The sequence below is a fragment of the Wenzhouxiangella sp. XN79A genome (genome assembly GCF_012272825.1).
Taxonomy (GTDB): Bacteria; Pseudomonadota; Gammaproteobacteria; order Xanthomonadales; family Wenzhouxiangellaceae.
Genome location: NZ_JAAWWS010000122.1, coordinates 35,003 through 61,164 on the forward strand (window position 1 = coordinate 35,003; position 26,162 = coordinate 61,164).

Below are 26,162 nucleotides of genomic sequence, written 5' to 3' on the forward strand. Positions count from 1 at the left end.
GGCGCGTTTTTGCGGTGGATTCCGTTTGCTTTGCTGGAGGACGCCACCACGACCAGTGTGCGCGACACGCGAGGCGATGACCATGGATCGAAACAGCAGCCGGTCCCGGCGGATCGCCGGGCTGATGATCCTGACCCTGCTGAGTCCGCCGTCGTTCGGCTCGGGGCTGAGCTGGATGCCGCTCGGTCCGGCGGGCGGCAGGATCGATGCCTTGACCGCCTCGCCGTTCGCTGCCGGACGGCAGTGGGCGCTGGCCTCCGGCGGGATCTTCGCCAGCGCCGACGGCGGTGCGACGTGGTCGGAGCGAAGCAGCGGCCTGGCCGAGCCCTGGTTCGGCCCCTCGGTGCGACGCCCGTTACTGGCCAGCCCGACCGGCCCCGACGCACTCTACCTGGTCGGCTGGTGGCGTCTGCATGCATCGATGGACGGCGGCCTGAGCTGGCAGGATCGGACCCCGCCGGCGGCCCTGCTTCCGTCGGACACCGTGCTGTACCGTGCCGTTGCCTCGAGGACCGTGCCGGGCCGCGTTCACGTGGCGTTGTTCAACGGCGACCTGTTGACCAGCAGCGACGCCGGCCGGACCTGGACGAGGACGCCCGGCTCGGGCCTTGCGTTTCCCTGGGTCATCAATGCGATCGACAGCCACCCGATCCGGCCGGACGAGTTGTTCGTCGCCTACCGGGATTTCCTGGGCTCCCGCGCCGATCATCGCCTGTACCGGGTCACCGGCGGTGGCACGCGCTGGAGCCTGATCGGCTGTGCATCCGGCTGTCCATGGGAGAGCGATCCGATCGAGGATCTGGGCTTCTCACCCGGCGGCCGGCTCTGGCTCGTGACCGAGCAGGGCGCCGCACGCAGCGATGACGACGGCACCAGCTGGACGCCGGTTGCCGGGGGTGCAGGGCAATGGATCGAACCGCACCCCAGCGATCCCGACCGCGCTGCGGTCGGCGGCCGGGTGGGCCTGTCGGAGACCTCCGACGGCGGGGCGGTCTGGGCCGACGTGGTTGCCGGCATTCCCGGCAACAGCCTCGGCGAACCGGCCGAGACCACGCAGCCGGCCTGGGATCGTGGTGCGCCGGATCGGGTTCTGATCGGCACCGAGGGCAATGGCGTCATGCAGCGCAGTGCTGCCGGCAGCTCGACGTTCGTGCGGGTCGGGGTCGGTCTGAACGCGCTCGATACCGGTGCTGTCGTTGCCGTCGGGTCGGCGCTGCTGGCCGGTGTGCGGCGTGGCGATCTCGGTGCTGCCGAGGTTCTGTATCGAAGCAGCGACGGCGGATCGAGCTGGCGTCCGGCCGGCAACGGCATCGGGCCGGACGAGATTCTGGATTTCGCGCTCGATCCGGATGATTCGCTCCGCGTCCATGCCGCGGGCACCAACCGGACGTCGCCGGACGGCTTCGGTAGCGCCGGTGGGGCCGACGGTGGCGTGTACCGCAGCAACGACGCGGGGGCAACCTGGACGGTGACCGACGGCGGTCTGCCGGACGATTCGGCCGATGGCGGGCTCGGGAATCCGCGCTTCGCGCCGGTCAACGCGCTGGCCGCCTCACCGCGGATCGGCTCCAACGAACTGTGGGCCGGCGGGGTCGGCAGTTTCGTCCCGGATGGTTCCGGCGGCTTTACCCAACAAGCGGCGCGAATCTATTCCACGATCGACCTCGGCACGAACTGGAGCGGCGCCGACGCTGGCCTCGGCGGGGTCGAGATCGTGCCGGATCCCGATGGATTCGGCCTTTTCTCGGCGCGGGCCTCGGTGGTGGACCTGGTCGTCGATGTCGCCGATCCGCTGGGCCGGACCCTGTATGCGGCCGCTCGTGTGGACGGCCTGTTCGACGACCTCGACGATCCGACCCCGCTGAGCACGCCGAACGGCGTCTTCCGCAGCAGCGACGGCGGGCTGAGCTGGAGCGCGGCCTCGACCGGTCTGCCCGGGTTCAATGATGATCCCGCAGCCGCCACGGCCGACGTCTCGGCGCTGGCCCAGGACCCGACCGATCCGACCGGTCTGACGCTGTACGCGGCGGTCTACGACGACGATGTCGCGGCCTCGGTGTATCGCAGCGTCGACGGCGCGGTCAGCTGGGCCCGGGCCGATGTCGGGCTGGTCGGCCGCGAGGTCCGCGACCTCCTCGTGCACCCGATGAGCGGCGATGTCTATGCCGCTGTCGACGCCCCGGGACCTGGCGGCGTCTTCGTACGTCCTGCCGGCGCCACTGGCTGGAGCGCGCTCGGGTCGGGCCTCCCGCGCCTGCTCGGCGCACACCGACTGTGGCTGGACGCGTCGGCCGACCGACTCTACGCCGGTACCGATCGCAGTGTCTGGGCGCTGTCGTTGGCGCCCGACGAGGACATCGACGGCGCGCCGGACGCGGTCGAGCAGGCGGCGCCGAACTCCGGCGACGGCAACGGCGATTCCGTGCCGGACGCCGCCCAGTCCTCGGTGGCCAGCCTGCTCGTCGACGTGGCAGGCCTGCGCGGCGGCGATGACTACCGGACCCTCGCCGTGGTTCCGCTGGCTGGCGATTGTTCGAGGATCGAACAGGTCGATACGTTGGCGGCCTGGCCGGACGTGCCCGCCGAGCGCAGTCACGACGACCCGTTCGGCGGCCTGGGCTGGCGGTTGCCGGACTGTACCGAGGCCCAGCTGACCTGGATTCATCACGGCCGTGCCTTTCCGGACCCCGCCACGGCGGTGCGGGCATGGCAATTCGACCCCTCTGGTTCGCAGCGGCTCGGCTGGCAGGCCGTGCACGCGGTGGTCAGCGGCGACCGTTGGACGCTGACGGTGCGGGATGGCGGGGCCGGGGACGCCGACGAGGAACCGGGCGCGATCACCGTCCGCGCCGCGGTGAAGGTGCTGGCCGAACGGTTCTTTCGCGACGGGATGGAGCCGGAATGATCCCGTCGGTCGAACGGATCTTCGCCCGTGAGCCGGGCGCACTGGCTGGTTCTGCCCGCCGTTTGCGTCTTTAATGAAAGCAACGTACCTTTTGGGGCGCGGCGGTCGCTGTGTTCGAGCCGATCGTGCGCGCGTCCGCCGTCTCGAGGAGAGTTCGATGAAATCCAGACTTCTGTTCTGCCTGCCGCTTGCACTGATCCTTCTGGCCTGGTCCGACCCGTCCTCGGCGGGGCCCGGCGTGTGGACGTCCAGCGGGCCCGCGGGCGGCCGCGCTGACGTGCTGGTGGCCTCGCCGTTCACCGCCGACGAGTTCTACGCGCTCGGCAACGGCACCGTCTTCAAGAGCATCGACGGGGGCACCACCTGGTCGGAGGCCAGCGCCGGCATCAATCGTCGCGTGTTCCAGCTGGTCCACGGCGGGACCGCGGCCAACCGGCTGCTGGCGTCCAATTCCTCGAAGATCTGGTACAGCAACGACGGCGCCATGACCTGGCAGGATCGTTCGCCGCCAGCGGCCCTGCTCGGCACCGAATCGATCGGCCGCATTGCCGCCTCCTCGGCCTTGCCGGGGACCTACTACGCCGCGGCGTCCGATGGTCGTGTCCTGATCACGGAGGATTCCGGCCTGACCTGGCGGGCCTCGGCACCGATCGTTCAACCGGACGATCTGTTCATCCAGGCGATCGCAGCCGACCCGGCCGTTCCGCATCGCGTGCTGGTTGCGACCGCAACGGACTTCGGGGTTTCGGATCATCGGATCTGGGTCGGTGACCTCAGCGACCCGCCGCCGCCCACGGTCTGGACGACCGTGCCGTGCGCGGTCGATTGTCCCTGGGACCAGGCGCCCATCGCGGAATTCGAATTCGGCAGCATGGGGCGGGTCTGGGCGATCCCGTCCTTCGGCGGTCCCGTGACGCGCAGCGACGACGGCGGCCTGACCTGGACGGCGACCAGCGTCGTCAGTGGCAACCGGATTTCGGTGAACCCGGTCGACAACACCGAGGCCTACGTGGCCGGTGACGAGGGCCTGCACTACACCACCGACGACGGCGCAACCTGGACCCAGGTCCTGTCCGGTTTCGTCGGCAACGACCTGCTGCAGCCGGCGCGCTCGAGCGACGTGATCTACAACCCCTTCAACCCTTCGATCCAGCTGGCGGGCTCCTTCACCAACGGCGTCTACCGCCGCAACGCGCTGCCGCCGCTCGATACCTTCGTTCCGCAGATTTCGGGCTTTACCGCGCAGCAGATCCGTGCGGTTGCGTCGAATACCCTGGATCGGGTGCATGCCGGCGTCAGCGATTCGTTCGGCGCGACCTATGTCGGCTTCCGCAGCGTCAACAACGGCGCGACCTGGTCGACGGCCAACGCGGGGCTGGACGCCGACCAGTTCCGAGCGCTGGTGGTCGATCCGAACGACAGCGACGTGATCTACGCCGGCGGTCGATTCGACCCGAAGTCCGATAACCTGGGCGTCACCGTCCCCGGCAACGGGGGGGTGTTCAAGAGCACCAACGGCGGGCTGAACTGGGTGACCATCGACAACGGCATTCCGTTGACGCCCGCGCCGTTCGCCTTCTCGCTGTTCGGGACCGTGCGCGACATCGCGATCGATCCCGGTTCGGCCGATCCGGTGAGCGGCGAGTCGCAGGTGCTCTACGCGGTCGGCAGCGGCCGGTTCCGTCAGGACTCGGCAATGCCGGGAACCGTCGTCCAGGACGCCGCCCGGATCTACAAGAGCACCGATGCCGGAACGACCTGGGTGGCTTCCGAAACGGGCATCGGCGGTGGGGAGATCACCGCCACCGGCCAGGTGATCTTCGCCTCGGGCGTCCAGATCATCGTCGATCCGACCGACCCCAGCGGTAACACGCTGTACTTCGCCGCGTTCATTTCGCGCCCCACCGCGACCGAGCCGACGATCGATAACGGGGTGTTCAAGAGCATCGACGGCGGTGCGACCTGGAGCAACGTGACCAACGGACTGCCGCGGGCGAACGGCAGCACGGCGCCGGGGGCCGTCTCGGCCGATGTTCTCTCGCTGGCGATCGATCCGACCAGTGGGCACCTGTATGCATCCATCAACGATCTCACCAACAGCGCGCTGGGGACGGTCTACACGTCGACCGACGGCGCGCTGAACTGGTCGTTCGCCGGCACCGGCCTGGACAACCGGGACGTGCGCGACCTGGCCGTCGACCCAGTGACCGGGGATGTCTATGCCGCGGTCGTCGATCCGCTCGGCAACGGCGACGGCGGGGTGTTCGTCAGCGATGACGGCGGCGCCAGCTGGGCATCGCTGAGCACCGGTTTTCCGGGCACGGCCGTCGCCCTGAAGCTCGAGCTCGACAATTCCGGGCCCGAGTTGCTGATCCATGCCGGAACCTCCCGTGGCGTGCAGAGCTTTACCGCGCTGCCCGACGGCGATACCGACGGCGCGACCGACGATACCGAGGACGCCGCACCGGCCGTCGCACGCGGCGGACTTCCCGGCGACGGCAACGGCGACGGAACGCTCGATCGACTGCAGCAGGACGTGGCCTCGCCCCAGGTGGTGACGGCGACGCGTGGCACGCCGGTCACGATCACGGCCAGCATCACGCCGATTTCCGGGACCTGCGATCGGCTCGAGAACAGCTTCGGGCTCGGCCTGCTCAGCGGCGTCCCGTCCGAAGCGACCTACGATTCCCCGTTCAGCGGGCTTCACCTGCGGATTCCGGACTGCGAAGAAGCCGAAGTGCAGCTGGTCTACCACACCCGGAGCTTCGACGACGATCCGAGCTGGCGGATCCGCGGTTACGGACTGGCGTTTCCCGATCAGGAAACCACGGCCTGGTTCGACATCGAACCGGCCAGTGTGAGCGGCAGCACCTGGAGCTTCACGGTGGCCGATGGCGCGATCGGCGATGCGACGCCGGACGACGGCATCATCGTGTTCCAGGGTGCGGCCAAGCAGCTGACCGAGGCGTTCTTCGCCGACTCGATGGAAGCCGAGTAAGGACCGATCAGAGGGCCCCGCCGACCAGGCGGGGTTCCGGCTCGAGGGTGACGCCGAAGCGCTCACCGACCGAGTCCCGGATCGCGCGGGCCAGCGCGAGCACGTCGGCGCCGGTCGCGCTGCCGTCGTTGGTCAGGACCAGCGCGTGACGGTCGTAGACCCGCGCACCGCCGATCGAGCGGCCGCGCCAGCCCAATCGATCGATCATCCAGGCGGCCGACAGCTTCCTCCGGCCGTCGATCTCCCAGCACGGCAGTTCGGGGTTGCGGGCCAGCAGCTCATCGGCCCTGGCGGCGTCGACCACCGGGTTCTTGAAGAAGCTGCCGGCGTTCGGCCGGAGGGCCGGGTCCGGGAGCTTGCTCCGGCGGATGCCCATGACTGCGTTCGCCACGTCGGCGGGTCGAAGTTCCGCCGGCGATCGGCCGGTCAGCGCCTCGGCCAGCGCCGGATAGTCGAGCCGCGGGCCGGCGCTGCGCGTCAGGACGAGCCGGACGGCGAGCAGCACGTAACGGTCCTCGTTCTTGAAGCGGCTGGTCCGGTAGCCCAGCGCGCAGTCGGCGACGCCGATCCAGCCGGTTTGCCCGGTCGCCCGATCGAACACTTCGACCGCGTCGAGCAGGTCGGCCAGCTCCACGCCGTAGGCGCCGATGTTCTGCATCGGCGCGGCGCCGACGCTGCCCGGAATCAGGGTCAGGTTCTCCAGTCCCCACAGGCCGCGCGCCACGGCGTCCTCGACCAGCTTGTGCCAGTCCTCGCCGGCGGCGGCTTCGACCAGCACGCGGTCGGCGTCGAGGTCGTGGAAACGTCGCCCGAGGAGCCGGTTCAGGACCACACGCCCGGCCGGATCGCCGACGAACAGGGTGTTGCTGCCGCCGCCGAGCAGCAGCAGTTCGCGTTCGGTATCGAGCAGGCGGGGGAGGTCGGCCACGTCGTCGAGCACGGCCAGCTCGGCCGCCCGGGCCGGCAGACGAAACGTGCTCAACGGCCCGAGATCCGCGTTGCGCTGGAGCTCAGCCGTCATCGCCGGTCTCGGCCAGGGCCTGCGCACAGGCGCGGACCAGCGCCGGACCGTGATAGATGAAACCGGTGTAGAGCTGCACCAGGTCGGCGCCGGCGGCTCGCTTGGCGACGGCGTCCTCGGCGCGGGTGATGCCGCCGAGACCGATGATCGTGCGGTCCGGGCCGAGCACGTCGCGGGCCCTGGCCAGCACATGATTCGCGGCATCGAGCAACGGTGCACCGCTGAGTCCGCCGGCTTCGGCGGCGTGCGGACTGCCGGCCACGGCGTCGCGGGCCAGCGTGGTGTTGGTCGCGATCAGGCCGTCGATCGAGGAATCGGCGATGACCTCGAGCGAGGGATGGAGCGCTTCGTCGCTCCAGTCGGGCGCGATCTTGACCAGCATCGGACGTCGCACGCCGTGCTCGGCGTCCAGGGCGTCGCGCGCGGCCGTGAGCTCCGCGAGCAGCTCGCGCAACGGCCCGGTGTCCTGCAGCGCCCGCAGGTTCGCGGTGTTCGGCGAGGAGATGTTGACGGTGATGTAGTCGCAGTGCGGGTGGACCCGTTCGAGGCAGTAGCGGTAATCCTCCGCCGCGCGCTCGACCGGGGTCTCCTTCTGCTTGCCGATGTTGGCGCCGACCGGGCCGGCGAAGCGCCGCGCCTTCAGCCGCTCGACCAGGTGATCGACGCCCTTGTTGTTGAAGCCCAGGCGATTGATCAGCGCTTCGTGCCCGGTCAGGCGGAACATCCGCGGTTTCGGGTTGCCGGGCTGCGGCTTCGGCGTCACGGTGCCGACCTCGATGAAGCCGAAGCCGAGCTGGCCGAGCGCGTCGATGAAGTCGCCGTTCTTGTCCAGCCCGGCGGCCAGGCCGACCGCGTTCGGGAAGGTCAGCCCGAGGTGGTCGACCGGTGCGGCGACCGGGCAGCCCGCGATCAGTCGCGCAGCGCCGAAGCGGCCGCCCAATCGCAGCGCGTTCAGCGCCACGTCGTGGGCAGTTTCCGGGGGCAGGGTGAACAGCCCGCGACGCAGCCAGCCGTACACGGCTCAGACCCCGCCGACGAAGAACATCGCCATCAGGCCGAGCAGGGCGGCGGCCAGTGCGACACCGAGCACGACCAGCACGATGACTCCGAGACCGGTCAACGCGCCGGCCAGCAGGGCCAGTGCAATCCAGAAGGCGGCAACCAGCACGATCAGGCCGATCTGCAGCCAACCGAGGATCAGGCCGGCGCGGGCCAGGCCCGCGCCGCCGACCTCGAAGCCTTCTCGCTTCGATTGGTTCAGGGCGGCGTGCCCGGCGACGATCGCGACCAGCGAGCCGAGGATCGGGAACGCGACCCAGGCCAGGATGCCGCAGATCAGGCTGAGCAGCGCCAACGGGTGGGTCTCTGAAGATGCGGCCATGCGACGGCTCCCGGCGGTCGTTCGGATCGGTCCCGGCCGCGCGCGGCGACCGGGACCGGAGTCGTTACAGGTCGAACTTGATGCCCTGGGCCAGCGGCAGTTCGGTGGAGTGGTTGATGGTGTTGGTCTGGCGACGCATGTAGGCCTGCCAGGCATCCGAACCCGACTCGCGACCGCCCCCGGTCTCTTTTTCGCCGCCGAACGCACCGCCGATCTCGGCGCCGGAGGTGCCGATGTTGACGTTGGCGATGCCGCAGTCCGAGCCCAGGTGGCCGAGGAAGAACTCGGCGTTGCGCAGGTCGGTGGTGAAGATCGCCGACGACAGCCCCTGGCGGACGTCGTTGTGCATGGCCATCGCGTCCTCGAGCTTCGAGTAGGTCATGACGTAGAGGATCGGCGCGAAGGTTTCTTCCTGGACGATGTCCCAGTGGTTTTCGGCACGCACGATGGCCGGCTCGACGAAGAAGCCGTCCCGGTCCAGCTGCTTGCCGCCGGTCAGCACTTCGCCGCCGGCCTCGCGAGCCCGATCGAGCGCGCTCGTGTACCGGTCGACGGCCGCCTGGTCGGTCAGCGGACCCATCAGGGTGCCTTCGTCCAGCGGATCGCCGATCCGGACCTGCTGGTAGGCGTCGACCAGCGTGGCGATGACGTCGTCGGCGATCGACTCGTGCAGGAACAGGCGTCGCGTGCTGGTGCAGCGCTGGCCGGCCGTGCCCACCGCTCCGAACACGATCGCCGGGATGGCCAGCTTCAGGTCGGCCGTTTCGTCGACGATGATCGCGTTGTTGCCGCCCAGTTCGAGCAGGCTCTTGCCCATTCGCGCGGCGACCCGCTCGCCGACCATCCGGCCGACCTTCGACGAACCGGTGAACGACATCAGATCGACGCGTTCGTCGTCGATGAACTTCTGCGAGAGCGCGTGGCCGTTTTCCATGAAGCTGGTGAAGATGGGCGGGAAATCGGTGCCCTCGAGTGCCTTGTTTGCGATGTTCTGGACCGCGGCACAGCACAGCACGCCCTTCGGTGAGGGCTTCCAGACCGTAGCGTTGCCGCAGACCGCCGACAGCAGCGCGTTCCAGGCCCAGACCGCGACCGGGAAGTTGAACGCGGTGGCCACGCCGACCACGCCCAGCGGGTGCCACTGTTCGTACATGCGGTGGCCCGGACGCTCGGAGTGCATCGTCTTGCCGTACAGCATCCGCGACTGGCCGACCGCGAAGTCGCCGATGTCGATCATTTCCTGGACCTCACCGTCGCCTTCGGGCTTGATCTTGCCCATTTCCAGCGAGACCAGGCTGCCGAGCGGGTCCTTGTACTCGCGCAGGGCTTCGGTGACGAGACGCACCGCTTCGCCGCGGATCGGCGCCGGAACCTGGCGCCAGGCCCGTGCGGTCTCGACGGCCTGCTGCATGACCCGCTCGTAGTCGTCCTCGGAGGCGGCATGGACGCGGGCGATGACCTCGCCGGTGGACGGATTGATCGATTCGATCGTGCCGGCGTCGGTGGTCGTCGACCACCGGCCGGGACCGAAGCAGGCACCGGGGTTGTCGGCCTTCAGGCCGAGGCTGTCGAGAATATGGCGATGGCCCATGCGGGTTCCTCCAGGATGCTTGAAACGGGTGCGCCGGCCATCGGAAGACCCGGCCTCGGGGGCGCGGGGTCGCGAAGACGACCGGATGATCCCGCCATTATCGCATCGAACGCCGCGGTCCGGGCGTGCACAGGGACGAGCCAGCGGCCCTCGGGTCGAACGACCACCGAGCCGGGGCCGATGGCGGGGGCGGTGTGTGCCGGGTTGTCCTGAACGCGTCCCCGGATCAGTCCGACGGCGGATTCGCGGTGCTCCGGTCGGCCGTTCGGTCGGCCAGTCGATCGGCAATCCGGCCGGCAAGGTCGGCCAACGCGGCCTCGAAGCCGGCGACCACCTCGGTCGCCCCGGCCGAGGCCAGCGGGGCCTGGTGCAGCATACGCAACCGGGCCACGGGCGCGCCGCTGTCGGCGTCGAGCAGACGCGCATCCAGCTCGATGACCGCGGCCAGTCCATCGTCGGTTTCGGCCAGCTCGAAGCGACGCAGGTCGATGAACAGGGCTCGATCGACCAGCGAAGCGCTCGGCGTGACATCGGAGAACAGCTCGGCGTCGCGAAGGTAGCGGATCAGCGTGGTCTGGAGCAGGTCGGGCGCCGGTGCGACCCAGCGCAGCTGCGGCAGCACCTGCAGGCGGCCGCCGGCGGTTCGCACCAGCACCCGGTTGGCGTCGCGGGCCGGATCGGCTTCCGGACGCGGCAGGCCCAACCGTCCGGGGCGGGTCGGCCCGTGTGCGCCGGGTACGCCGTCGATGCGCGGGTCGAGTTGTTGCACCGCGACCTTTTCCGGCAGCACCGAGCAGCCGGCAAGACCCAGCGAAACGGCCAGCGCGGCGATGAGCAAAGGCAGGCTGTTCAGTCGAACGGCCTTCGGGACGGAACGGATCATGGCGTCGAATACTCCTCTGGTCGTTCGCCGCCGAGCAGGAAGCCCGACGGGTCCTGCTCGAGTTCGCGGATCAGGCCGGACAATTGGCGAATCAACTGGCGCAGGTCATCGAGGCCGCCGCCGACCTGGCGCATGCCGACCCCGCCCAGGCGGCTGAGATCGTCCTGGTTGGCCGCGACGATCCGGTCGAGTCGGCCGGCCAGCGACTCGATCCGCGCCAGCGTGCCGGTCAGGCGCTCGCTGACTTCGGGCAGGTCGCGGACCAGGCCGCGATCGATCGCATCGACGGTCTCGGTGAAGCGCGCGGCGGCCTCGTTCAGCCGCTCGATCAGCGCCGGCAGGTCCTCGCCGGTCGCCGCGGCGCCGGCCAGTGCCCGGTTCAACGGGTGGTCGGGCCGATTGAGGCCGGTGCTGAAGGTCTCCAGCGCGGCCAGGGTCTGCTCGACGCGCTCGATGTTGTCGGCCTCCAGCAGCTGGCCGAGCTGGTTGAGCACGGAATTGGCGGTCACGACGATGCCCTCGGACGACTCCAGCAGCCTTGCCAACGGTGAGGCGTTGGACGGGATCCGCGGCAGCTGTCGGCCGGGCGCTTCGAGCATCGGCGAGCCGGGCGTGCCGCCGGTCAGCTGGATGGCCGCGGTCCCGGTCAACCCGGTCAGTCGCAGCGTCGCGACGGTGTCGGTATGAATCGGCACGTCCGACTCGATGTCGACGATGACCTGCACCTGGCGTGCGTCGCCCGGATACAGGCCGATGTCGGTCACGCGGCCGACATTGACGCCGTTGTAGAGCACTGCGCTGCCGTTGGACAGGCCCATCACCGACTCGTCGAACACGATTTCGTAGCGATCCCAGGCGCGATCGGTCGTGTAGCGGGCCGTGAACAGCCCGAACAGCACGGCGACCACGGCCACGCCGAAGGTGAAGGCGCCGATGATGACGTAGTTCGCTCGAGTTTCCATCGTGGTTCCTCAGCGCTTGGGGTGGGCGGCGCGGGCCCGGGGGCCCTGGAAATAGTCGCGCACCCACGGGTGATCGAGTCGCTCGACCTCGTCCAGCGAGGCATTGGCCAGCACCCGGTGATCGGCGAGCACGGCGATACGATCGCAGATCGCGTAGAGCGTGTCGAGGTCATGGGTGATCAGGAAGACGGTCAGTTCGAGCGCCTGCTGCAGCGTTCGCAGCAGGCGGTCGAACTCGGCCGCGCCGATCGGGTCGAGGCCGGCGGTCGGTTCGTCGAGAAACAGAAGTTCGGGTTCGAGCGCCAGCGAGCGGGCCAGCGCCACGCGCTTGCGCATGCCGCCGGAGAGTTCGGACGGCATCTTCGCGCAGGCCGAATCGGGCAGGCCGGTCAGCTGGATCTTCGAACGGGCCAGATCGCGCCGGAGCTGTCGCGGCAGGTCGGGATACTGCGTGCGCATCGGCAGTTCGACGTTCTCGATGACGCTCAGCGACGAGAACAGCGCGCCGTCCTGGAACAGCACGCCGGCGCGCCGGGCCATTCGTTGCTGGGCGATCTCGGGGTCGTCGAGGCGTTCGCCGAACACCTCGATCCGACCGCCGGTCGGCCGGCGCAGGCCTAGGATGGAGCGCATCAGCACCGATTTCCCGGTGCCCGAGCCGCCGACCACGCCGAGAATCTCGCCGCGCGGCACGTCGAGATCCAGTCCGTCGTGGACCAGGTCTGCGCCGAAGCGGTTGACCAGCCCGCGCACGCGGATGACCGGCTCGCCGCCGCTCACCAGCCGATCTCCATGAAATAGATCGCGGCCAGCGCGTCGATCACGATGACCATGGTGATGCTGCGGACCACGGCGGTCGTGGTGTGCTCGCCGACCGACTGCGCGGTGCCGCTGACGCGCAGTCCCTCGAGGCAGCCGATCAGTGCGATGACCAGCGCGAAGATCGGCGCCTTGATCATGCCGATCAGGTACTGGCGCAGGGTCAGGGTCTGCTCGACGCGCTCGATGTACAGCGACAGATTGATGTCCAGCGATACCACGGAAACGACCAGCCCGCCGAACAGGCCGGCCAGGGTGGCCAGGAACGTCAGCAGCGGCAGCGCGATCAGCAGGGCGATCAGGCGCGGCAGCACCAGCACCTCGACGGTGTCCAGGCCGAGGATGCGGATCGCGTCGATCTCCTCGCGCGATTTCATCATCCCGATCTGGGCGCAGAACGCGCTGGCGGTCCGCCCGGCCAGCAGGATCGCGGTCAGCAGCACGCCGAACTCGCGGGCGAAGGCAAAGGCCACCAGGTCGACGACGAACAACTCGGCCCCGAAGTCGGCCAGCACCGTTGCGCCGAGAAAGGCGATCACCGCGCCGACCAGGGCCGCCAGCAGGATCAGCAGCGGCACGGCGTCGAGCCCGGTCTGTTCGATGTGGTGGACGACCGAGGTCAGGCGCAGCCGCTTCGGCTGGAGCAGGGTGCGGACCAGTCGATGCAGGGTCAGGCCGAGGAAGCCGAACAGCTCGCGAGTCGAGGTCGCGATCTCGACGGTGGCCCGGCCGATTCGCTCCAGCACCTGCCGCCAGGCGGGTTCGTCGGGCGGATCGTCGGCCGGCCGGTCGTCGCAGGCCTGGTCGACGGCCTCGAACACGCGCTGCCATCGTTCGGGAAGCCCGGCATCGCGGGCGGTCTGGCCCCGGCGTTCGGTCAACCGCTCCAGCAGCAGCGCGCCGCTGGCGTCGAGCCGGGTGATGCCGCGGAAGTCCAGCCGGGCGGCGCGGCTGCCCGTCCGTTCGACCTGGTCGGCCAGCGTGATCGCATGGAGCAGCGTCCAGTCGCCGAAGGCTTCGATCCGGTCGCCGTCGTCGCCTTGCGCCCGACGCAGGCCGGGACCGCGTTCGGTGTGTGCTTCAGCCGGCATCGTCGCTCTCGAGCAGGTCGTCGCCGGTGTACCCCGGGTTGTTGACCCGCCGGGTGACGGGCTGCGCCGTCAGGGCATCGTCCGGCGGGGGGCGGAGCACGGCTTCGGCTTCGGCGGGCGGCGCGTCCAGCCAGGTGTCCAGCTGGCCGGGACCGAGCAGCACCGGAGCGCGATGGTGGCCGATCGAGCGGAGCGTCTCGTTCGGCTCGGTGGTCAGCAGCGTCAGGCTTTCGCGGGTGGTGCCGGCGGCGTCGGTGCTGCGGTCCCAGAGGCCGGCAAGCACCAGGATCGGTGCGCCGGCCGGAGCGACGCGCCACGGCTGACGCGGCTGCGAGCGCGGATCCCATTCATAGAACCAGCCGATCGGCACCGCGCAGCGCTGGTTGCGGCGCCAGGCGCTGCGGAAGGCCGGTTTTCCACCGACGGTCTCGGTGAACGAGCGGCCGGGTTCGGTCCGGCAATTGGCGGTGGCGTACTTCGGCAGTTCGTCGTCGAGCCAGTGCGGGATCAGTGGCCAGACCAGCGCATCGACCCGGCGACCGCCGTCGGCACCGGGGCGCAGCGCCGGCAGGGTTCGCCAGTCGACGCCGTCCCGGGTCCGCGTACTCGGCGCCACGTTGTAGCGCGCCTCGCCCCCGGCCGGCGGCTCGCCCGGCAGCGACAGGAAGCCCCAGACCGTTTTCCAGTCGAACGCCAGGCCGACACGACCGCACATGGTTGCTCCCTCGGGTTGCCGATGAGAAACGAACTGATTGTACCGGGCGAGCCCGAAGCGGCCGGAGTTTCGAAAAACACGCCCTTGCATGGACACGCAGCCATGCCTCGGGATATACTCAGGGGCTTGCTCAACCAACAAGCCGGACTGCAGCTCGTGGGCACGACAAGTGCGCCGGGCCGACCGGGCGGATCTCATCCGACCGGCATGCGCGACGCCGCTGCAGCGAAGGCATCGATGAAAACTGCGACCGATCTCAATTCGTAGGAGTTGCACATGCCCAAGATGAAATCCAACCGGGGCGCGGCCAAGCGCTTCCGCAAGACCGGCAGCGGGCGCATCAAGCGCAAGCACGCCTTCCACAGCCACATCCTGACCAAGAAGGACACCAAGCGCAAGCGTCGCCTGCGCTCGACGTCGATGGTCGCGAAGGCCGACGAAAAGGCCATTCGCAAGATGCTTCCCAAGCTCTAAGGAGAACGAGACATGGCACGAGTAAAACGTGGAGTGGTTGCCCGCCGCCGTCACCGCAAGGTCCTGAGCCGGGCCAAGGGCTATTACGGCGCCCGCCGCAAGGTCTATCGCGTCGCCAAGCAGGCCGTCATCAAGGCCGGTCAGTACGCGTATCGCGACCGCCGGACCCGCAAGCGCGAGTTCCGTGCGTTGTGGATCCAGCGGATCAACGCCGCGGCCCGCGAGCACGGTCTGTCGTACAGCCGCTTCATCAACGGGCTGAAGAAGGCCGAGATCGGCATCGATCGCAAGATGCTGGCCGAGCTGGCCGTCAACGACAAGGTCGCCTTCAAGGCGCTGGCCGAGAAAGCCCAGGCCCACCTGTCCTGATCGGGCGGTCCGGCAGTCATGGCCGCCCCCGACCTCGATGAAATGCGCTCGACCGCCCTGGCCGCCGTGGCCGGGGCGTCGTCGTTGCGCGACCTCGACGACGTTCGCGTTGCCTGGCTCGGCAAGAAGGGTCGGCTGACCGCCGAGCTGAAGGCGCTGGGTCAGCTTCCACCGGAGCAGCGACGCGAGACCGGGCAGGGCGTCAATGCCCTGAAGCAGGAACTGGCCGACGCCGTCGAGGCGCGCCGCCACGACCTCGAACGCGCCGCGCTGGACGAACGGCTGGCCTCCGAGACCGTCGATGTGACCCTGCCGGGGCGTGCCGTCGATCCCGGCGGTCCGCATCCGGTGTCGCGCGCGATGTCGCGCATCCTCGCGATCTTCCGCGGACTGGGGTTTGCCGTGGCCGACGGACCCGAGGTCGAGGACGATTACCACAACTTCGAGGCGCTGAACTTCCCCGAGCATCACCCGGCCCGGGCGATGCACGATACCTTCTACCTGCCGGACGGCCGGCTGTTGCGCACGCACACCTCGCCGGTCCAGATCCGGGTCATGAAGGAGCAGGCGCCGCCGGTCCGGATCGTCGCTCCGGGGCGGGTGTTTCGCAGCGATTCGGACCAGACCCATACCCCGCAGTTCCACCAGGTCGAGGGACTGCTGGTCGACGAGGACGTGACCTTCGCCGACCTCAAGGGCATGCTGGCGACCTTCGTCAACACCTATTTCGAGGACGACCTCGAAATGCGGCTGCGGCCGTCGTACTTCCCGTTCACCGAGCCATCGGCCGAGGTCGATATCCGCTGGCGCAACGCCGACGGCAGCGCCGGTCGCTGGCTGGAGGTGCTGGGTTGCGGCATGGTCCATCCGAACGTGCTCGGCAATTGCGGGATCGATCCCGAGCGCTACACCGGGTACGCCTTCGGTCTCGGGGTCGAGCGCTTCGCGATGTTGCGCTACCGGGTCGACGACCTCCGCCTGTTCTTCGACAACGATCTGCGGTTTCTGGCCCAGTTCCGCTGAGCGGGCCAGGGCCGGCACAGCGGAATCACGGGAAAAGCAATGCGTTTCAGCTATCAATGGCTCACGGAGTGGGTCGATACCGAACTGACGGCCGAGCAAGCGGCCGAGCGCCTGACCGCGGCCGGTCTCGAAGTCGATGAGCTCGTCCGCCTCGGCGGCGATCTGGACGGCGTGGTGGTCGGTCGAATCGACCGCTGCGAGCCGCACCCCGATGCCGACCGGCTCAAGGTCTGCTCGGTCGATATCGGCGCCGACCAGCCGCTCCAGATCGTCTGCGGCGCGCCGAACGCCCGCGCCGGCCTGCGCGCACCGGTCGCCACAGTCGGAAGCCGCCTGCCGGGCGGCCTGAAGATCCGTGCCGCCAGGCTGCGCGGGGTCGAATCGGCCGGCATGCTGTGTTCGGCGCCGGAACTGGAGATCGGCGAAGACGCATCGGGGCTGCTCGAGCTGGCCGACGACCTGGAAATCGGGATGCCGCTGCATCGCGCGCTGGGGCTGCCGGACCACGCGATCGAGCTCGACCTGACGCCGAACCGGGCCGATTGCCTCTCGATCCGCGGGATTGCCGGGGAATTCGCGGCGCTGGGCGCCGGCACGCTGCGCCCGCCCCGGATCGACGCGGTTGCGACCGCCGGGTCACGGATCGTTTCGATCGAGCTCGCCGAGGGTGCCGGTTGCCCGCGCTACGTCGGCCGGGTCATCGAGGGCGTCGATCCGAGCGCGCCGACGCCGCCGTGGATGGTTCAGCGCCTGGAACGCTGCGGTGTGCGCAGTCTCGGACCGATCGTCGACGTCACGAACTACGTACTGCTCGAGTTCGGTCAGCCGATGCACGCCTTCGACCTCGACCGCCTCGACGGCGGCATCCGGGTCCGTCGCGCTGTCCGAGGCGAAACGCTGGAGCTGCTCAACGACCAGACCATCGAGCTCGACGAGGAGCTGCTGGTCATCGCCGACCATGGCGGGCCGGTTGCGCTGGCCGGCATCATGGGCGGACGCCCGAGCTCGGTTCAGGACGACACCCGCGACATCCTGCTCGAATCGGCCTGGTTCGATCCGGCGGTGATCATCGGCAAGGCCCGGCGCTTCGGCCTGGCCACCGACTCCTCGCATCGCTTCGAGCGCGGCGTCGATCCCGAACTGCAGCAGCTCGCGATCGAACGCGCAACCCGGCTGATCGTCGAGATCGCCGGCGGCACGCCCGGGCCGGTGCTGGACCGCACGCACACGGAGGCCTTGCCGGCGCGTCCGCGGATCGAGCTTCGGCCGGACCGCGTCAATCGGGTGCTGGGTACTGTGCTGGACCCGGACCGGATGCGCGAGGTGCTCGAGCGCTTGGGCATGGCGGTCGATCACGGCACGGTGCCGTGGGCCGTCGTGCCGCCATCGAGACGACGCGATCTGGCCATCGAAGAGGACCTGATCGAAGAAATCGCCCGGGTCGTCGGCTACGATCGACTGCCGGTGCGGGCCCCGGGTGGCCGTCTGCGCGCGCGAGTCGCGAGCGAGTCCGAAACTCCGATCGATGCGATCGGCGCAGGACTGCAGGCCAGGGGGTTCCAGGAAATCATCAGCTGGAGCTTCGTCGGCGAGCAGCTGCTCGAGCGGTTCGGCCTTGCAGCCGGTGCCCAGCCGCTCGCCAATCCGCTCAGCCAGGACATGGGCGTGCTCCGCACCAGCCTGGTTCCCGGCCTGGTCCAGACCGTGGCCGCCAACCTGCGCAAGCAGCAGGCCCGGATCAAGCTCTACGAGACCGGCCACGTGTTCCGGGTCGGCGCCGAAGGGTTCGAGGAATCGCACCGAGTGGGCCTGGCGCTGGCCGGGCGTGCCGTTGGCGAGTCATGGACCGCGGCCCGGCGCGACTTCGATTTCTTCGACCTCAAGGGTGAAGTCGAACAGATGCTTGCGCTGGCCGGCCTGGGCCATGGGCAGGTGGTGTTCCGACCGACACGACGGGACTGGCTGCATCCGGGGCAGTCCGCCGAGGTCCTGATCGACGACGAGACGGCGGGGACCCTCGGCCAGCTCCATCCGGCGCTGGTCGATCCGCTGGGCCTGGCGCATCCGGTGTTCGTCGCCGAACTTGAACTCGCGCCGATCCGGTCCCGCGCGCTGCCGGAGTACGGCGGTCTGTCGCGGTTCCCGTCGGTCCGGCGCGATCTGGCCCTTGCGGTGCCCGAGGACGTCGCCGCGGCCGAGCTGGTCACGGTCGCGAAAAAGGTCGGCGGTGACCGGGTGCGTGAGTGTATTATTTTCGACACGTACGAAGGAAAGGGCATAGAATCAGGCTTCAAAGGAATCGCTATAGGCTTGATTCTTCGCGATGTTTCGCGCACTCTTACGGACCAGGACGCCGACCGGGTCGTCACGGACGTGATGGCGGCGCTGAACCAGACGTACGGAGTATCTTTGAGAGGGTGACCGAAATGGCGCTGACGAAAGCCGATCTGGCCAATAGTCTGTTCGAGGAAGTGGGGCTCAACAAACGCGAGGCCAAGGAATTCGTCGACGCCTGGTTCGAGTCGATCCGCGACGCGCTCGAAGCCGGTGAACACGTGAAGCTTTCCGGCTTCGGGAACTTCCAGCTGCGCGACAAGCGCCAGCGGCCGGGTCGCAACCCGAAGACCGGGGAGGAGATCCCGATTTCGGCGCGTCGAGTCGTGACCTTCAAGCCGGGACAGAAACTGCGCGGAAGAGTGGAGGCCTATGCTGGACCCAGGGAGTAATCAGGAACTTCCGCCGATCCCGGCGAAGCGATACTTCACGATCGGTGAGGTCAGCGAACTGTGCGCGGTCAAACCGCACGTCCTGCGCTACTGGGAACAGGAATTCCCGCAGCTCAAGCCGGTCAAGCGGCGTGGCAACCGTCGCTACTACCAGCGCCACGATGTCATCATGATCCGCCAGATCCGCAGCCTGCTTCACGAGCAGGGCTTCACGATCCTCGGTGCACGCCAGCGGCTGGAAGGCGAGGTGGCCCAGTCGGATGTCTCGCGCAGCCAGCAGCTGGTGCGCCAGATTCGCAGCGAGCTCGAGGATGTACTTCAGGTTCTCCGCCGCTGACGGACCCCGCCGTCAGCCGCTATAATTCCCTGTTCGACGGTCGGAGCGTAGCGCAGCCTGGTAGCGCACCACAATGGGGTTGTGGGGGTCGGGAGTTCGAATCTCCCCGCTCCGACCATTTTTTTTTTCATCGGATCTTCGGGCTTGCCGAGCTCGATCCCTGAAACCGCTGCATCACGGGCTCACCCGGTCTGGATACCGGTCGGCCGGACTTCCCGGATTCTGGCACTCGGCCGCAACGCAGCTTTCCAGGACCGCACCCATCATGAAGAACAGATCGAACGCCGCCGGCATGCCGGACATCGCCTCCCAGCCGCACACCCAGCTTGTCGGTGCGCTGGACTGGGTCGGCATGAACGAGATCGAGATCCCGATCCGCCTCGCGGTCGAGGGCGATGACCGGGAGATTCAATGCCCGGGCCGGGTCAGTGCGTTCGTCAACCTGGACCGTCCCGAAGTCCGTGGCATCCACATGTCGCGCCTGTACCTGCACCTCGACCGAGCGCTGGCCGAGCACCGCCTGACGCCGATGGCGCTGCACCACCTGCTGGGTGATTTCCTGGCCTCGCACGAGGACCTGAGCACGCGTGCGATGGTCCGGATCGATTTCGAATACCCGGTACGCCGGCCGGCCTTGTCCAGCGACAATTCGGGGTGGCGGGTCTATCCGTTCAGCATCATCGCGTCGCTGGAAGGGCGCCAGCTGGACATGGAGGTCGCCTTCCAGGTCACCTACTCCAGCACCTGCCCGTGTTCTGCCGCGCTGGCCCGCCAGCTGATCCAGCAGCAGTTCGAGCGCGATTTCTCGGCCGGCGAAACGGTCGACCGGGACGCCGTGCTGGCGTGGCTGGGAACCGAGCAGGGCATCATGGCCACCCCGCACAGTCAGCGCTCCAGCGCCGATGTCCGGGTCCGGATGGCGCCGGATTTCGAGGCATTTCCGTTCATCGACTTGATCGACACGATCGAGGATGCGCTGAAGACGCCGGTCCAGACCGCCGTCAAGCGCGAGGACGAGCAGGAATTCGCCCGCCTCAACGGCCGCAACCTGATGTTCTGCGAAGACGCCGGCCGGCGGGTGCAGCGCGCATTGAACGACCATCCACGGATCGCCGATTTCTGGGCCCGCTGTCGTCATTTCGAGAGCCTGCATCCGCACAACGCGGTCGCGATCGTGACCAAGGGCGTCGAGGACGGCTACAAGCCGATCGACGGCCATCCCGACGGTTGGCATTGAGCCGTTCCGGTCGGCGGCGAGGCCGCCTCTCTTGCCGTTCCCGCCCGGGCCGGGACGTTCATCGAATCGACGGTTGCGACATTTCCGGACCCTGGCGCGCCCCGGCGTAGGGCCTGGAACGATCCGGGCTAGCTTCGCGCGTCTTCCGCGCTTCCGCGCGGCAGCGTGATCAACCGGATATGGCTGTCGTCGGCTTCGATCACGCTGCCCTGATCGAACCAGTCGCCCAGCACGAACCGCCTGACCGGTCGATCGTCGATTCGGTCGGCATGAACCGCCGGTCGGTGGGTGTGGCCGTGGATCATGCAGCCGACCTGCTCGCGCTGAAGCGTGGCCCTGACTTCGTCCGGATTGACGTCCATGATCCGTTCCGGCGCGCTGCGCGTGCGCAGGCGGCTGGCCAGGCGAAGCAGCCGGGCCAGCCCCAGGCGCTGCCAGCGCGGACGCGCCAGCATCCGACGCTGCCAGCCCGGGTCGCGGACACGTGCACGAAAGCGCTGGTAGGCCGTATCGTCGGTGCACAGCACGTCGCCGTGCAGCAGCAGCACCGGCTCGCCACCGAGGTCCAGATGCAGCGGTTCTTCGGCGCGCCGCATCCCGGCCAGTCGACAGTATTCGTCACCGAGCAGGAAGTCGCGATTGCCGGCGATGAAGATGATCTCCACGCCGAGTGCCGCGGTGGCGGCCAGCCGGTCGGCGACCTCGCGCTCGAACGGGCCGACGGCGTCGTCGCCGACCCAGGTTTCGAACAGGTCGCCGAGAATCAGCAGCCGTCGCGCCCGGCGCGCGGGGCCGGCGAGGAACTCGAAGAACTGCCGGGTGATGTCGGGCCGTCCGGCCTGCAGGTGCAGGTCGGAAATGAGCAGCGTATGGGCGTGGGCCGCGATGGCCGGGACTCCGGGCGGCGGGTCAGTCCGAGCCGGCGGAGATCTCGACTCGCTCGATGATCACCGGCTCGACCGGTACGTTCTGGTGGGGCGGACGCGGGGCGGTTTCGACCGCGCGGATCGCGTCGACCACGTCCATGCCTTCGGTCACGCGGGCGAACACGGCATAGCCCCAGGTCCGGCCGGACTGAGTGCCTCGATGATCCAGCGCCGGGTTGTCGACCACATTGATGAAGAACTGCGCGGTGGCCGAGTGCGGCATGCCGGTGCGCGCCATGGCGACGGTGCCCCGTGCGTTCTTCAGGCCGTTGTCCGCTTCGTTGGTGATCGGGTCGCGAGTCGGCTTCTGGTCGAGATCGGCGTCGAATCCGCCCCCCTGGATCATGAAGTTGCCGATCACGCGGTGGAAGATCGTGCCGTCGTAGTGACCGTCGCGCGCGTAGGCCAGAAAATTCTCGGTCGAGATCGGCGCATCGTCTTCGAACAGTTCGAGCGTGATCGGTCCCATGGACGTATGAAGAACGACGGTGGGCAGCGCCTGTGCGAACGGGTTGTCGCCGGCCGGTGCCGCATCGTCCTGGGCCCGGGCGGCAAACGACGACAGCAAAAGCAGGGTAGGCAGCAGGGAAACGAACTTCATCCGGGGATCCTCCGGGGTCGGTCGGAATTGATTGTGGAATCGCTTGTGAGGTCAGGCACGAAAATGGATGTGGAATCGCGCAGGGCCTCTCCAGTGCCGCGAATGATACCCGATCGGTGACGATTCGCAGCAGGCCGCTCGCCCGCACCGGCCAGGAGACCGAGTAGACTCTGGCCATGGTCAGGTCCACCTCCACCGTGCGCTCCATCCGCTACGCCTCCGGTGTCCTCGAACTGCTCGATCAGCGCGAGCTGCCGGCGCGCGAACTCTGGTTGCGGATCGACGATCTCGAGCATGCCGCGCGGGCGATCCGCGACCTGGTCGTGCGCGGCGCGCCGGCCATCGGACTCACGGCGGCCTACGCCTGCGTTCTGGCTGCGCGAGCCCGTGGCAACGACCGTGAGGGCTGGCTGCGCGACCTGGATGTGCTGGCTGCGGCACGCCCGACCGCCATCAACCTTCGCGGTGCGGTCGAGCAGATGCGTGGCCTGGCCGAGGGTGCGCCCGGGGAGGCGGTCGAAACGCTCGAGCGTGCCGCGCTGGCGATGCACGAGGCCGACCTGGCCGCCAACGACACGATGGCCGGATCCGGCGCGAGCCTGATCGAACCCGGTTCGACGGTGCTGACCCACTGCAATACCGGCGCGCTGGCCACCGGCGGCATCGGCACTGCCCTGGGTGTGATCGTCCGGGCCTGGAACGACGGCCGGCTGGCCCGGGTGCTGGCCTGCGAAACCCGGCCGTGGTTGCAGGGGCTGCGGCTCACCGCCTGGGAACTGGCCCATGAAGGCGTGCCGGTGGAGGTGCTGGTCGAAGGGGCGGCGGCCGCTGTGATGCAGCGGGACGGGGTCGACTGGGTGATCGTCGGCGCCGATCGGATCTGTGCCAACGGCGACGTGGCCAACAAGGTCGGCACGCTGATGCTGGCGGTACTGGCTCGCCGCTTCGGCGCCCGGTTCATGGTCGTTGCGCCGTCGACCACGCTGGATCCCTCGACGCCCAGCGGCGATCGGATCGAGATCGAGCAACGCGATGGCGGTGAGCTGTGGCGCGCCGCCGGCCTGGCCGGCGCGCCGGCCGGAGTCGCGACGCTGAACCCGGTCTTCGACCTGACCCCGGCCGAACTGATCGATTGCATCGTGACCGAGCGCGGGGTGCTCGAGCCGCCGTTCGGCGGCCGGATCCGGGCCGCGGTCGACGAGCCGTGACGGGCTGTGCGTACGGGGCGCGCTGTGGTAGAATTTCAGGATTGTGACGGACCCGATCCGATGCGTCGGAAGGTCTGAACAAAAGCATCAAAAACAATAAGATGCGAGCTTTTCTTCCGGCCCATTCCAGACCTGAATCGCATGGCTGAACTCGCCCAGGAAGTCCTCCCGGTCAATCTCGAAGACGAAATGCGTCAGTCCTACCTGGACTACGCGATGAGCGTCATCGTCGGACGCGCTCTTCCCGACGTCCGCGACGGCCTCAAACCGGTGCATCGGCGCGTGCTCTATGCCATGCACGTGCTCGGCAACGACTTCAACAAGCCGTACAAGAAATCGGCCCGCGTGGTCGGCGATGTGATCGGCAAGTACCACCCGCACGGCGACACGGCCGTCTACGACACCATCGTGCGCATGGCGCAGCCATTCTCGCTGCGCTACATGCTGGTCGACGGCCAGGGCAACTTCGGTTCGGTCGACGGTGATTCGCCGGCCGCGATGCGCTATACCGAGGTCCGGATGGCCCGGCTTGCGCACGAAATGCTGGCCGACATCGACAAGGACACCGTCAACTGGCTGCCGAACTACGACGAGTCGGAGTACGAGCCGGCCGTGCTGCCGACCCGGGTACCGAATCTGCTGGTCAACGGCTCGTCCGGGATCGCGGTCGGCATGGCCACCAACATCCCGCCGCACAACCTGAACGAAGTGATCGGCGCGCTGCTGGCGCTGATCGACGACCCGATGCTCGATATCGACGGCATCATGGAGCATCTCCCGGGTCCGGATTTCCCGACCGCCGGCATCATCAATGGCGCGGCCGGCATCGCCGAGGCCTACCGGACCGGTCGCGGCCGCATCTACATGCGCGCGCGCAGCCATTTCGAAGACGTCGACACCGGCAAGACCAAGATCGTCGTCACCGAGCTGCCGTACCAGGTCAACAAGGCGCGTCTGCTCGAGAAGATCGCCGAACTGGTCAAGGCCAAGAAGCTCGAGGGAATCTCCGAGCTTCGCGACGAGTCCGACAAGGACGGCATGCGCATGGTCGTCGAGCTCAAGCGCGGCGAGGTCGGCGAGGTCGTGCTGAACAACCTGTACCAGAACACCCAGATGCAGTGCGTGTTCGGCATCAACATGGTCGCGCTGGTCGACAACCAGCCGAAGCTTCTGAACATCCGCCAGGTGCTGCAGCAGTTCCTGATGCACCGGCGCGACGTGGTCACGCGCCGCACGCTGTTCGAGCTGCGCAAGTCGCGCGACCGGGCCCATATCCTTGAAGGCCTGACGGTGGCGCTGGCCAACCTGGATCCGATCATCGAGCTGATCAAGGCGTCGCCGACGCCGGCCGAGGCCCGCGAGGCGCTGCAGACCCGCCGTTGGGAGCCCGGTCCGGTGGCTGCGCTGCTGGGCGAGGCCGGCGCCGACCTGTCGCGGCCAGAGGATCTGCTGCCCGAATTCGGCCTCGGCGACGGCGGCTACCAGCTCTCACCGGTCCAGGCCCAGGCCATTCTCGACCTGCGCCTGCAGAAGCTGACCGGGCTGGAGCAGGAGAAGCTGTCCGACGAATACCGCGAGATCCTCGAGGCCATCCGCGAGCTGATCCGCATCCTGTCCGATCCGGACGCGCTGATGCAGGTCATCCGCGACGAGCTGACCGACCTGCGCGCCACCTACGGCGACGAGCGTCGGACCGAGATCGTTGCCGATCAGCTCGATCTGACCATGGAGGACCTGATCACGCCGGAAGACGTGGTCGTGACCCTCTCGCACGCAGGCTACGCCAAGTACCAGCCGCTGGACCGCTACCGCAGCCAGAAGCGTGGCGGACGCGGGCGCAGCGCGGCCCGAACCAAGGACGAGGACTTCGTCGAGCGGTTCTGGGTCACCAACACCCACGACACGCTGCTGGTGTTCACGAGCGCCGGCAAGGTCTACAAGACCAAGGTCTACGAACTGCCGCAGGCCGGTCACAGCTCGCGCGGACGGCCGATGGTCAACCTGCTGCCGCTCGATGCCGACGAGCGGATCAACGCCGTGCTGCCGACTCGCGAGTTCCCGGACGACTGGTTCGTGTTCTTCGCCACCCGCAGCGGGCGGGTGAAGAAGACTCCGCTGTCGGATTTCGCCAATATTCGTGCCAACGGCATCTGGGCGATCGAGCTCGAGGGCGACGACGAGCTGGTCGACGTCGCGTTCACCGACGGCAGTCGCGACATCCTGTTGCTGTCGTCGGCCGGCAAGGCGATCCGGTTCGGCGAGGACAAGGTCCGGCCGATGGGCCGCCAGACCCGGGGCGTGATCGGCATCCGCCTGCAGGCCGACCAGCAGGTCGTTTCGATGCTGGTCGTCGACGATTCGGCCGATCTGCTGCTGGCCACGGCCAACGGCTACGGCAAGCGGACCGCGCTGGAGGAGTTCCCGATCTACAACCGCGGCGGGCAGGGCGTGATCGGCATCCAGACCAGCGGCCGCAACGGCGAACTGGTTGCCGCGCTGATCGTGAGCGACGACGACGACGTGATGCTGACCTCCAACAGCGGCACCCTGGTCCGGACCTCGGTGGCCGAGATTTCCCGCCTGGGTCGAAACACGCAGGGCGTGACGCTGATGCGCCTGGGCAAGGGCGAACAGCTGATCGGTATCGCCCGGGTTGCGGTGTCCGAAGACGAGGAGCTCGGCGACGACGAGGACGTCGAGATGGACGACGACGCCTGACGGCTTGCCGCCGTCGGGCGCTTGCTGTACTGTCCACCGGGCCGCCTGAGGGCGGCTCGTTGTCATTCCGGATTCAGGAGCCCGCCCATGCCGTTCATTCCTTCCGCGCGTACCTCGCCCCCCGCTCTCTGCCGATTGGTGACCACGAAGGTCACGACCATGGTCTTCACGATCGTT

The 26,162-nt window shown here is 68.4% G+C and carries 22 protein-coding genes and 1 tRNA gene; 12 read left to right on the plus strand and 11 right to left on the minus strand.

Annotated features, from left to right (window positions below; translation table 11 throughout):
* Positions 1-82: 82 nt before the first annotated feature.
* Together HFP89_RS00745 and HFP89_RS00750 are read left to right on the plus strand one after the other, a co-directional pair.
* The gene (locus tag HFP89_RS00745) at positions 83-2,905 is read left to right on the plus strand and encodes a hypothetical protein (RefSeq protein ID WP_168715726.1); all 2,823 of its coding nucleotides are present in this window, start codon (positions 83-85) and stop codon (positions 2,903-2,905) included.
* A gap of 157 nt (positions 2,906-3,062) precedes the next feature.
* On the plus strand, positions 3,063-5,903 hold the full coding sequence (locus HFP89_RS00750) for a sialidase family protein (RefSeq protein ID WP_168715727.1): 2,841 nt from the start codon (positions 3,063-3,065) through the stop codon (positions 5,901-5,903).
* Between the two features lie 7 nt (positions 5,904-5,910).
* On the opposite strand, the gene murB is transcribed toward HFP89_RS00750, so the two are convergent.
* The 9 genes from murB to HFP89_RS00795 all read right to left on the minus strand — a co-directional run bounded on the left by murB (position 5,911) and on the right by HFP89_RS00795 (position 14,366).
* On the minus strand, positions 5,911-6,924 hold the full coding sequence (gene murB, locus HFP89_RS00755; protein WP_168715728.1) for a UDP-N-acetylmuramate dehydrogenase: 1,014 nt from the start codon (positions 6,922-6,924) through the stop codon (positions 5,911-5,913).
* Positions 6,914-7,942 carry a quinone-dependent dihydroorotate dehydrogenase gene (locus HFP89_RS00760; RefSeq protein ID WP_168715729.1) on the minus strand — a complete coding sequence of 343 codons (1,029 nt, stop codon included), beginning with the start codon at positions 7,940-7,942 and terminating at the stop codon, positions 6,914-6,916. The genes murB and HFP89_RS00760 overlap by 11 nt, the downstream gene beginning before the upstream one ends.
* Before the next feature lie 3 nt (positions 7,943-7,945).
* On the minus strand, positions 7,946-8,305 hold the full coding sequence (locus HFP89_RS00765) for a DUF4190 domain-containing protein (RefSeq protein ID WP_168715730.1): 360 nt from the start codon (positions 8,303-8,305) through the stop codon (positions 7,946-7,948).
* Positions 8,306-8,369: 64 nt separating this feature from the next.
* A complete protein-coding gene (locus tag HFP89_RS00770; RefSeq protein ID WP_168715731.1) occupies positions 8,370-9,896 on the minus strand; it encodes an aldehyde dehydrogenase family protein in 1,527 nt (508 codons plus the stop codon).
* Positions 9,897-10,122: 226 nt separating this feature from the next.
* Positions 10,123-10,779: an ABC-type transport auxiliary lipoprotein family protein gene (locus HFP89_RS00775; protein ID WP_168715732.1), complete on the minus strand. Its 657-nt coding sequence runs from the start codon at positions 10,777-10,779 to the stop codon at positions 10,123-10,125.
* A complete protein-coding gene (locus HFP89_RS00780) occupies positions 10,776-11,741 on the minus strand; it encodes an MlaD family protein (RefSeq protein WP_168715733.1) in 966 nt (321 codons plus the stop codon). The genes HFP89_RS00775 and HFP89_RS00780 overlap by 4 nt, the downstream gene beginning before the upstream one ends.
* A 9-nt stretch (positions 11,742-11,750) precedes the next feature.
* Positions 11,751-12,521, minus strand: coding sequence for an ATP-binding cassette domain-containing protein (locus HFP89_RS00785; protein WP_346775171.1), 771 nt, complete (start codon positions 12,519-12,521; stop codon positions 11,751-11,753).
* The gene (locus tag HFP89_RS00790) at positions 12,518-13,651 is read right to left on the minus strand and encodes an ABC transporter permease (RefSeq protein WP_168715734.1); all 1,134 of its coding nucleotides are present in this window, start codon (positions 13,649-13,651) and stop codon (positions 12,518-12,520) included. The genes HFP89_RS00785 and HFP89_RS00790 overlap by 4 nt, the downstream gene beginning before the upstream one ends.
* Positions 13,641-14,366 (minus strand): SOS response-associated peptidase, encoded by a 726-nt coding sequence (locus tag HFP89_RS00795; RefSeq protein WP_168715735.1) that lies wholly within the window; start codon positions 14,364-14,366, stop codon positions 13,641-13,643. The genes HFP89_RS00790 and HFP89_RS00795 overlap by 11 nt, the downstream gene beginning before the upstream one ends.
* A 276-nt stretch (positions 14,367-14,642) precedes the next feature.
* On the opposite strand from HFP89_RS00795, the gene rpmI reads away from it, so the two are divergent.
* The 8 genes from rpmI (at position 14,643) to folE2 (ending at position 20,532) form a co-directional block, all read left to right on the plus strand.
* Positions 14,643-14,840 carry a 50S ribosomal protein L35 gene (gene rpmI / locus HFP89_RS00800; protein WP_168715736.1) on the plus strand — a complete coding sequence of 66 codons (198 nt, stop codon included), beginning with the start codon at positions 14,643-14,645 and terminating at the stop codon, positions 14,838-14,840.
* Positions 14,841-14,852: 12 nt separating this feature from the next.
* Positions 14,853-15,209: a 50S ribosomal protein L20 gene (rplT, locus tag HFP89_RS00805; protein WP_168715737.1), complete on the plus strand. Its 357-nt coding sequence runs from the start codon at positions 14,853-14,855 to the stop codon at positions 15,207-15,209.
* Positions 15,210-15,227: 18 nt separating this feature from the next.
* Positions 15,228-16,232: a phenylalanine--tRNA ligase subunit alpha gene (gene pheS, locus HFP89_RS00810; RefSeq protein ID WP_168715738.1), complete on the plus strand. Its 1,005-nt coding sequence runs from the start codon at positions 15,228-15,230 to the stop codon at positions 16,230-16,232.
* Positions 16,233-16,271: 39 nt separating this feature from the next.
* On the plus strand, positions 16,272-18,653 hold the full coding sequence (gene pheT / locus HFP89_RS00815; RefSeq protein ID WP_168715739.1) for a phenylalanine--tRNA ligase subunit beta: 2,382 nt from the start codon (positions 16,272-16,274) through the stop codon (positions 18,651-18,653).
* 5 nt (positions 18,654-18,658) lie between these two features.
* Complete coding sequence (locus HFP89_RS00820) at positions 18,659-18,958, plus strand: integration host factor subunit alpha (RefSeq protein WP_168715781.1); 300 nt, start codon at positions 18,659-18,661, stop codon at positions 18,956-18,958.
* A complete protein-coding gene (locus HFP89_RS00825) occupies positions 18,939-19,295 on the plus strand; it encodes a MerR family transcriptional regulator (RefSeq protein ID WP_168715740.1) in 357 nt (118 codons plus the stop codon). Before HFP89_RS00820 ends, HFP89_RS00825 begins: the two co-directional genes overlap by 20 nt.
* Before the next feature lie 41 nt (positions 19,296-19,336).
* Positions 19,337-19,413: transfer RNA gene (locus tag HFP89_RS00830), tRNA-Pro, on the plus strand.
* A gap of 147 nt (positions 19,414-19,560) precedes the next feature.
* On the plus strand, positions 19,561-20,532 hold the full coding sequence (gene folE2 / locus HFP89_RS00835; RefSeq protein ID WP_168715741.1) for a GTP cyclohydrolase FolE2: 972 nt from the start codon (positions 19,561-19,563) through the stop codon (positions 20,530-20,532).
* Between the two features lie 128 nt (positions 20,533-20,660).
* On the opposite strand, the gene HFP89_RS00840 is transcribed toward folE2, so the two are convergent.
* Both HFP89_RS00840 and HFP89_RS00845 read right to left on the minus strand, forming a co-directional pair.
* A complete protein-coding gene (locus HFP89_RS00840) occupies positions 20,661-21,419 on the minus strand; it encodes a UDP-2,3-diacylglucosamine diphosphatase (protein WP_168715782.1) in 759 nt (252 codons plus the stop codon).
* 22 nt (positions 21,420-21,441) lie between these two features.
* The gene (locus HFP89_RS00845) at positions 21,442-22,059 is read right to left on the minus strand and encodes a peptidylprolyl isomerase (RefSeq protein ID WP_168715742.1); all 618 of its coding nucleotides are present in this window, start codon (positions 22,057-22,059) and stop codon (positions 21,442-21,444) included.
* A gap of 176 nt (positions 22,060-22,235) precedes the next feature.
* On the opposite strand from HFP89_RS00845, the gene mtnA reads away from it, so the two are divergent.
* Together mtnA and gyrA are read left to right on the plus strand one after the other, a co-directional pair.
* Positions 22,236-23,267 (plus strand): S-methyl-5-thioribose-1-phosphate isomerase, encoded by a 1,032-nt coding sequence (gene mtnA, locus HFP89_RS00850; RefSeq protein ID WP_168715743.1) that lies wholly within the window; start codon positions 22,236-22,238, stop codon positions 23,265-23,267.
* Between the two features lie 141 nt (positions 23,268-23,408).
* A complete protein-coding gene (gene gyrA / locus HFP89_RS00855) occupies positions 23,409-25,985 on the plus strand; it encodes a DNA gyrase subunit A (RefSeq protein WP_168715744.1) in 2,577 nt (858 codons plus the stop codon).
* Positions 25,986-26,162: the final 177 nt, after the last annotated feature.

Excerpts from the sequence above, each read along its gene's own strand:
- folE2 (WP_168715741.1), top strand. The coding sequence starts at position 19,561 with ATGAAGAACAGATCGAACGCCGCCGGCATGCCGGACATCGCCTCCCAG.
- HFP89_RS00825 (WP_168715740.1), top strand. The coding sequence starts at position 18,939 with ATGCTGGACCCAGGGAGTAATCAGGAACTTCCGCCGATCCCGGCGAAG.
- HFP89_RS00795 (WP_168715735.1), bottom strand. The coding sequence starts at position 14,366 with ATGTGCGGTCGTGTCGGCCTGGCGTTCGACTGGAAAACGGTCTGGGGC.
- HFP89_RS00745 (WP_168715726.1), top strand. The coding sequence starts at position 83 with ATGGATCGAAACAGCAGCCGGTCCCGGCGGATCGCCGGGCTGATGATC.
- pheT (WP_168715739.1), top strand. The coding sequence starts at position 16,272 with ATGCGTTTCAGCTATCAATGGCTCACGGAGTGGGTCGATACCGAACTG.
- HFP89_RS00750 (WP_168715727.1), top strand. The coding sequence starts at position 3,063 with ATGAAATCCAGACTTCTGTTCTGCCTGCCGCTTGCACTGATCCTTCTG.
- HFP89_RS00770 (WP_168715731.1), bottom strand. The coding sequence starts at position 9,896 with ATGGGCCATCGCCATATTCTCGACAGCCTCGGCCTGAAGGCCGACAAC.
- HFP89_RS00775 (WP_168715732.1), bottom strand. The coding sequence starts at position 10,779 with ATGATCCGTTCCGTCCCGAAGGCCGTTCGACTGAACAGCCTGCCTTTG.
- HFP89_RS00845 (WP_168715742.1), bottom strand. The coding sequence starts at position 22,059 with ATGAAGTTCGTTTCCCTGCTGCCTACCCTGCTTTTGCTGTCGTCGTTT.
- mtnA (WP_168715743.1), top strand. The coding sequence starts at position 22,236 with ATGGTCAGGTCCACCTCCACCGTGCGCTCCATCCGCTACGCCTCCGGT.
- HFP89_RS00765 (WP_168715730.1), bottom strand. The coding sequence starts at position 8,305 with ATGGCCGCATCTTCAGAGACCCACCCGTTGGCGCTGCTCAGCCTGATC.
- pheS (WP_168715738.1), top strand. The coding sequence starts at position 15,228 with ATGGCCGCCCCCGACCTCGATGAAATGCGCTCGACCGCCCTGGCCGCC.
- gyrA (WP_168715744.1), top strand. The coding sequence starts at position 23,409 with ATGGCTGAACTCGCCCAGGAAGTCCTCCCGGTCAATCTCGAAGACGAA.
- HFP89_RS00820 (WP_168715781.1), top strand. The coding sequence starts at position 18,659 with ATGGCGCTGACGAAAGCCGATCTGGCCAATAGTCTGTTCGAGGAAGTG.
- HFP89_RS00790 (WP_168715734.1), bottom strand. The coding sequence starts at position 13,651 with ATGCCGGCTGAAGCACACACCGAACGCGGTCCCGGCCTGCGTCGGGCG.
- rplT (WP_168715737.1), top strand. The coding sequence starts at position 14,853 with ATGGCACGAGTAAAACGTGGAGTGGTTGCCCGCCGCCGTCACCGCAAG.
- murB (WP_168715728.1), bottom strand. The coding sequence starts at position 6,924 with ATGACGGCTGAGCTCCAGCGCAACGCGGATCTCGGGCCGTTGAGCACG.
- rpmI (WP_168715736.1), top strand. The coding sequence starts at position 14,643 with ATGCCCAAGATGAAATCCAACCGGGGCGCGGCCAAGCGCTTCCGCAAG.
- HFP89_RS00780 (WP_168715733.1), bottom strand. The coding sequence starts at position 11,741 with ATGGAAACTCGAGCGAACTACGTCATCATCGGCGCCTTCACCTTCGGC.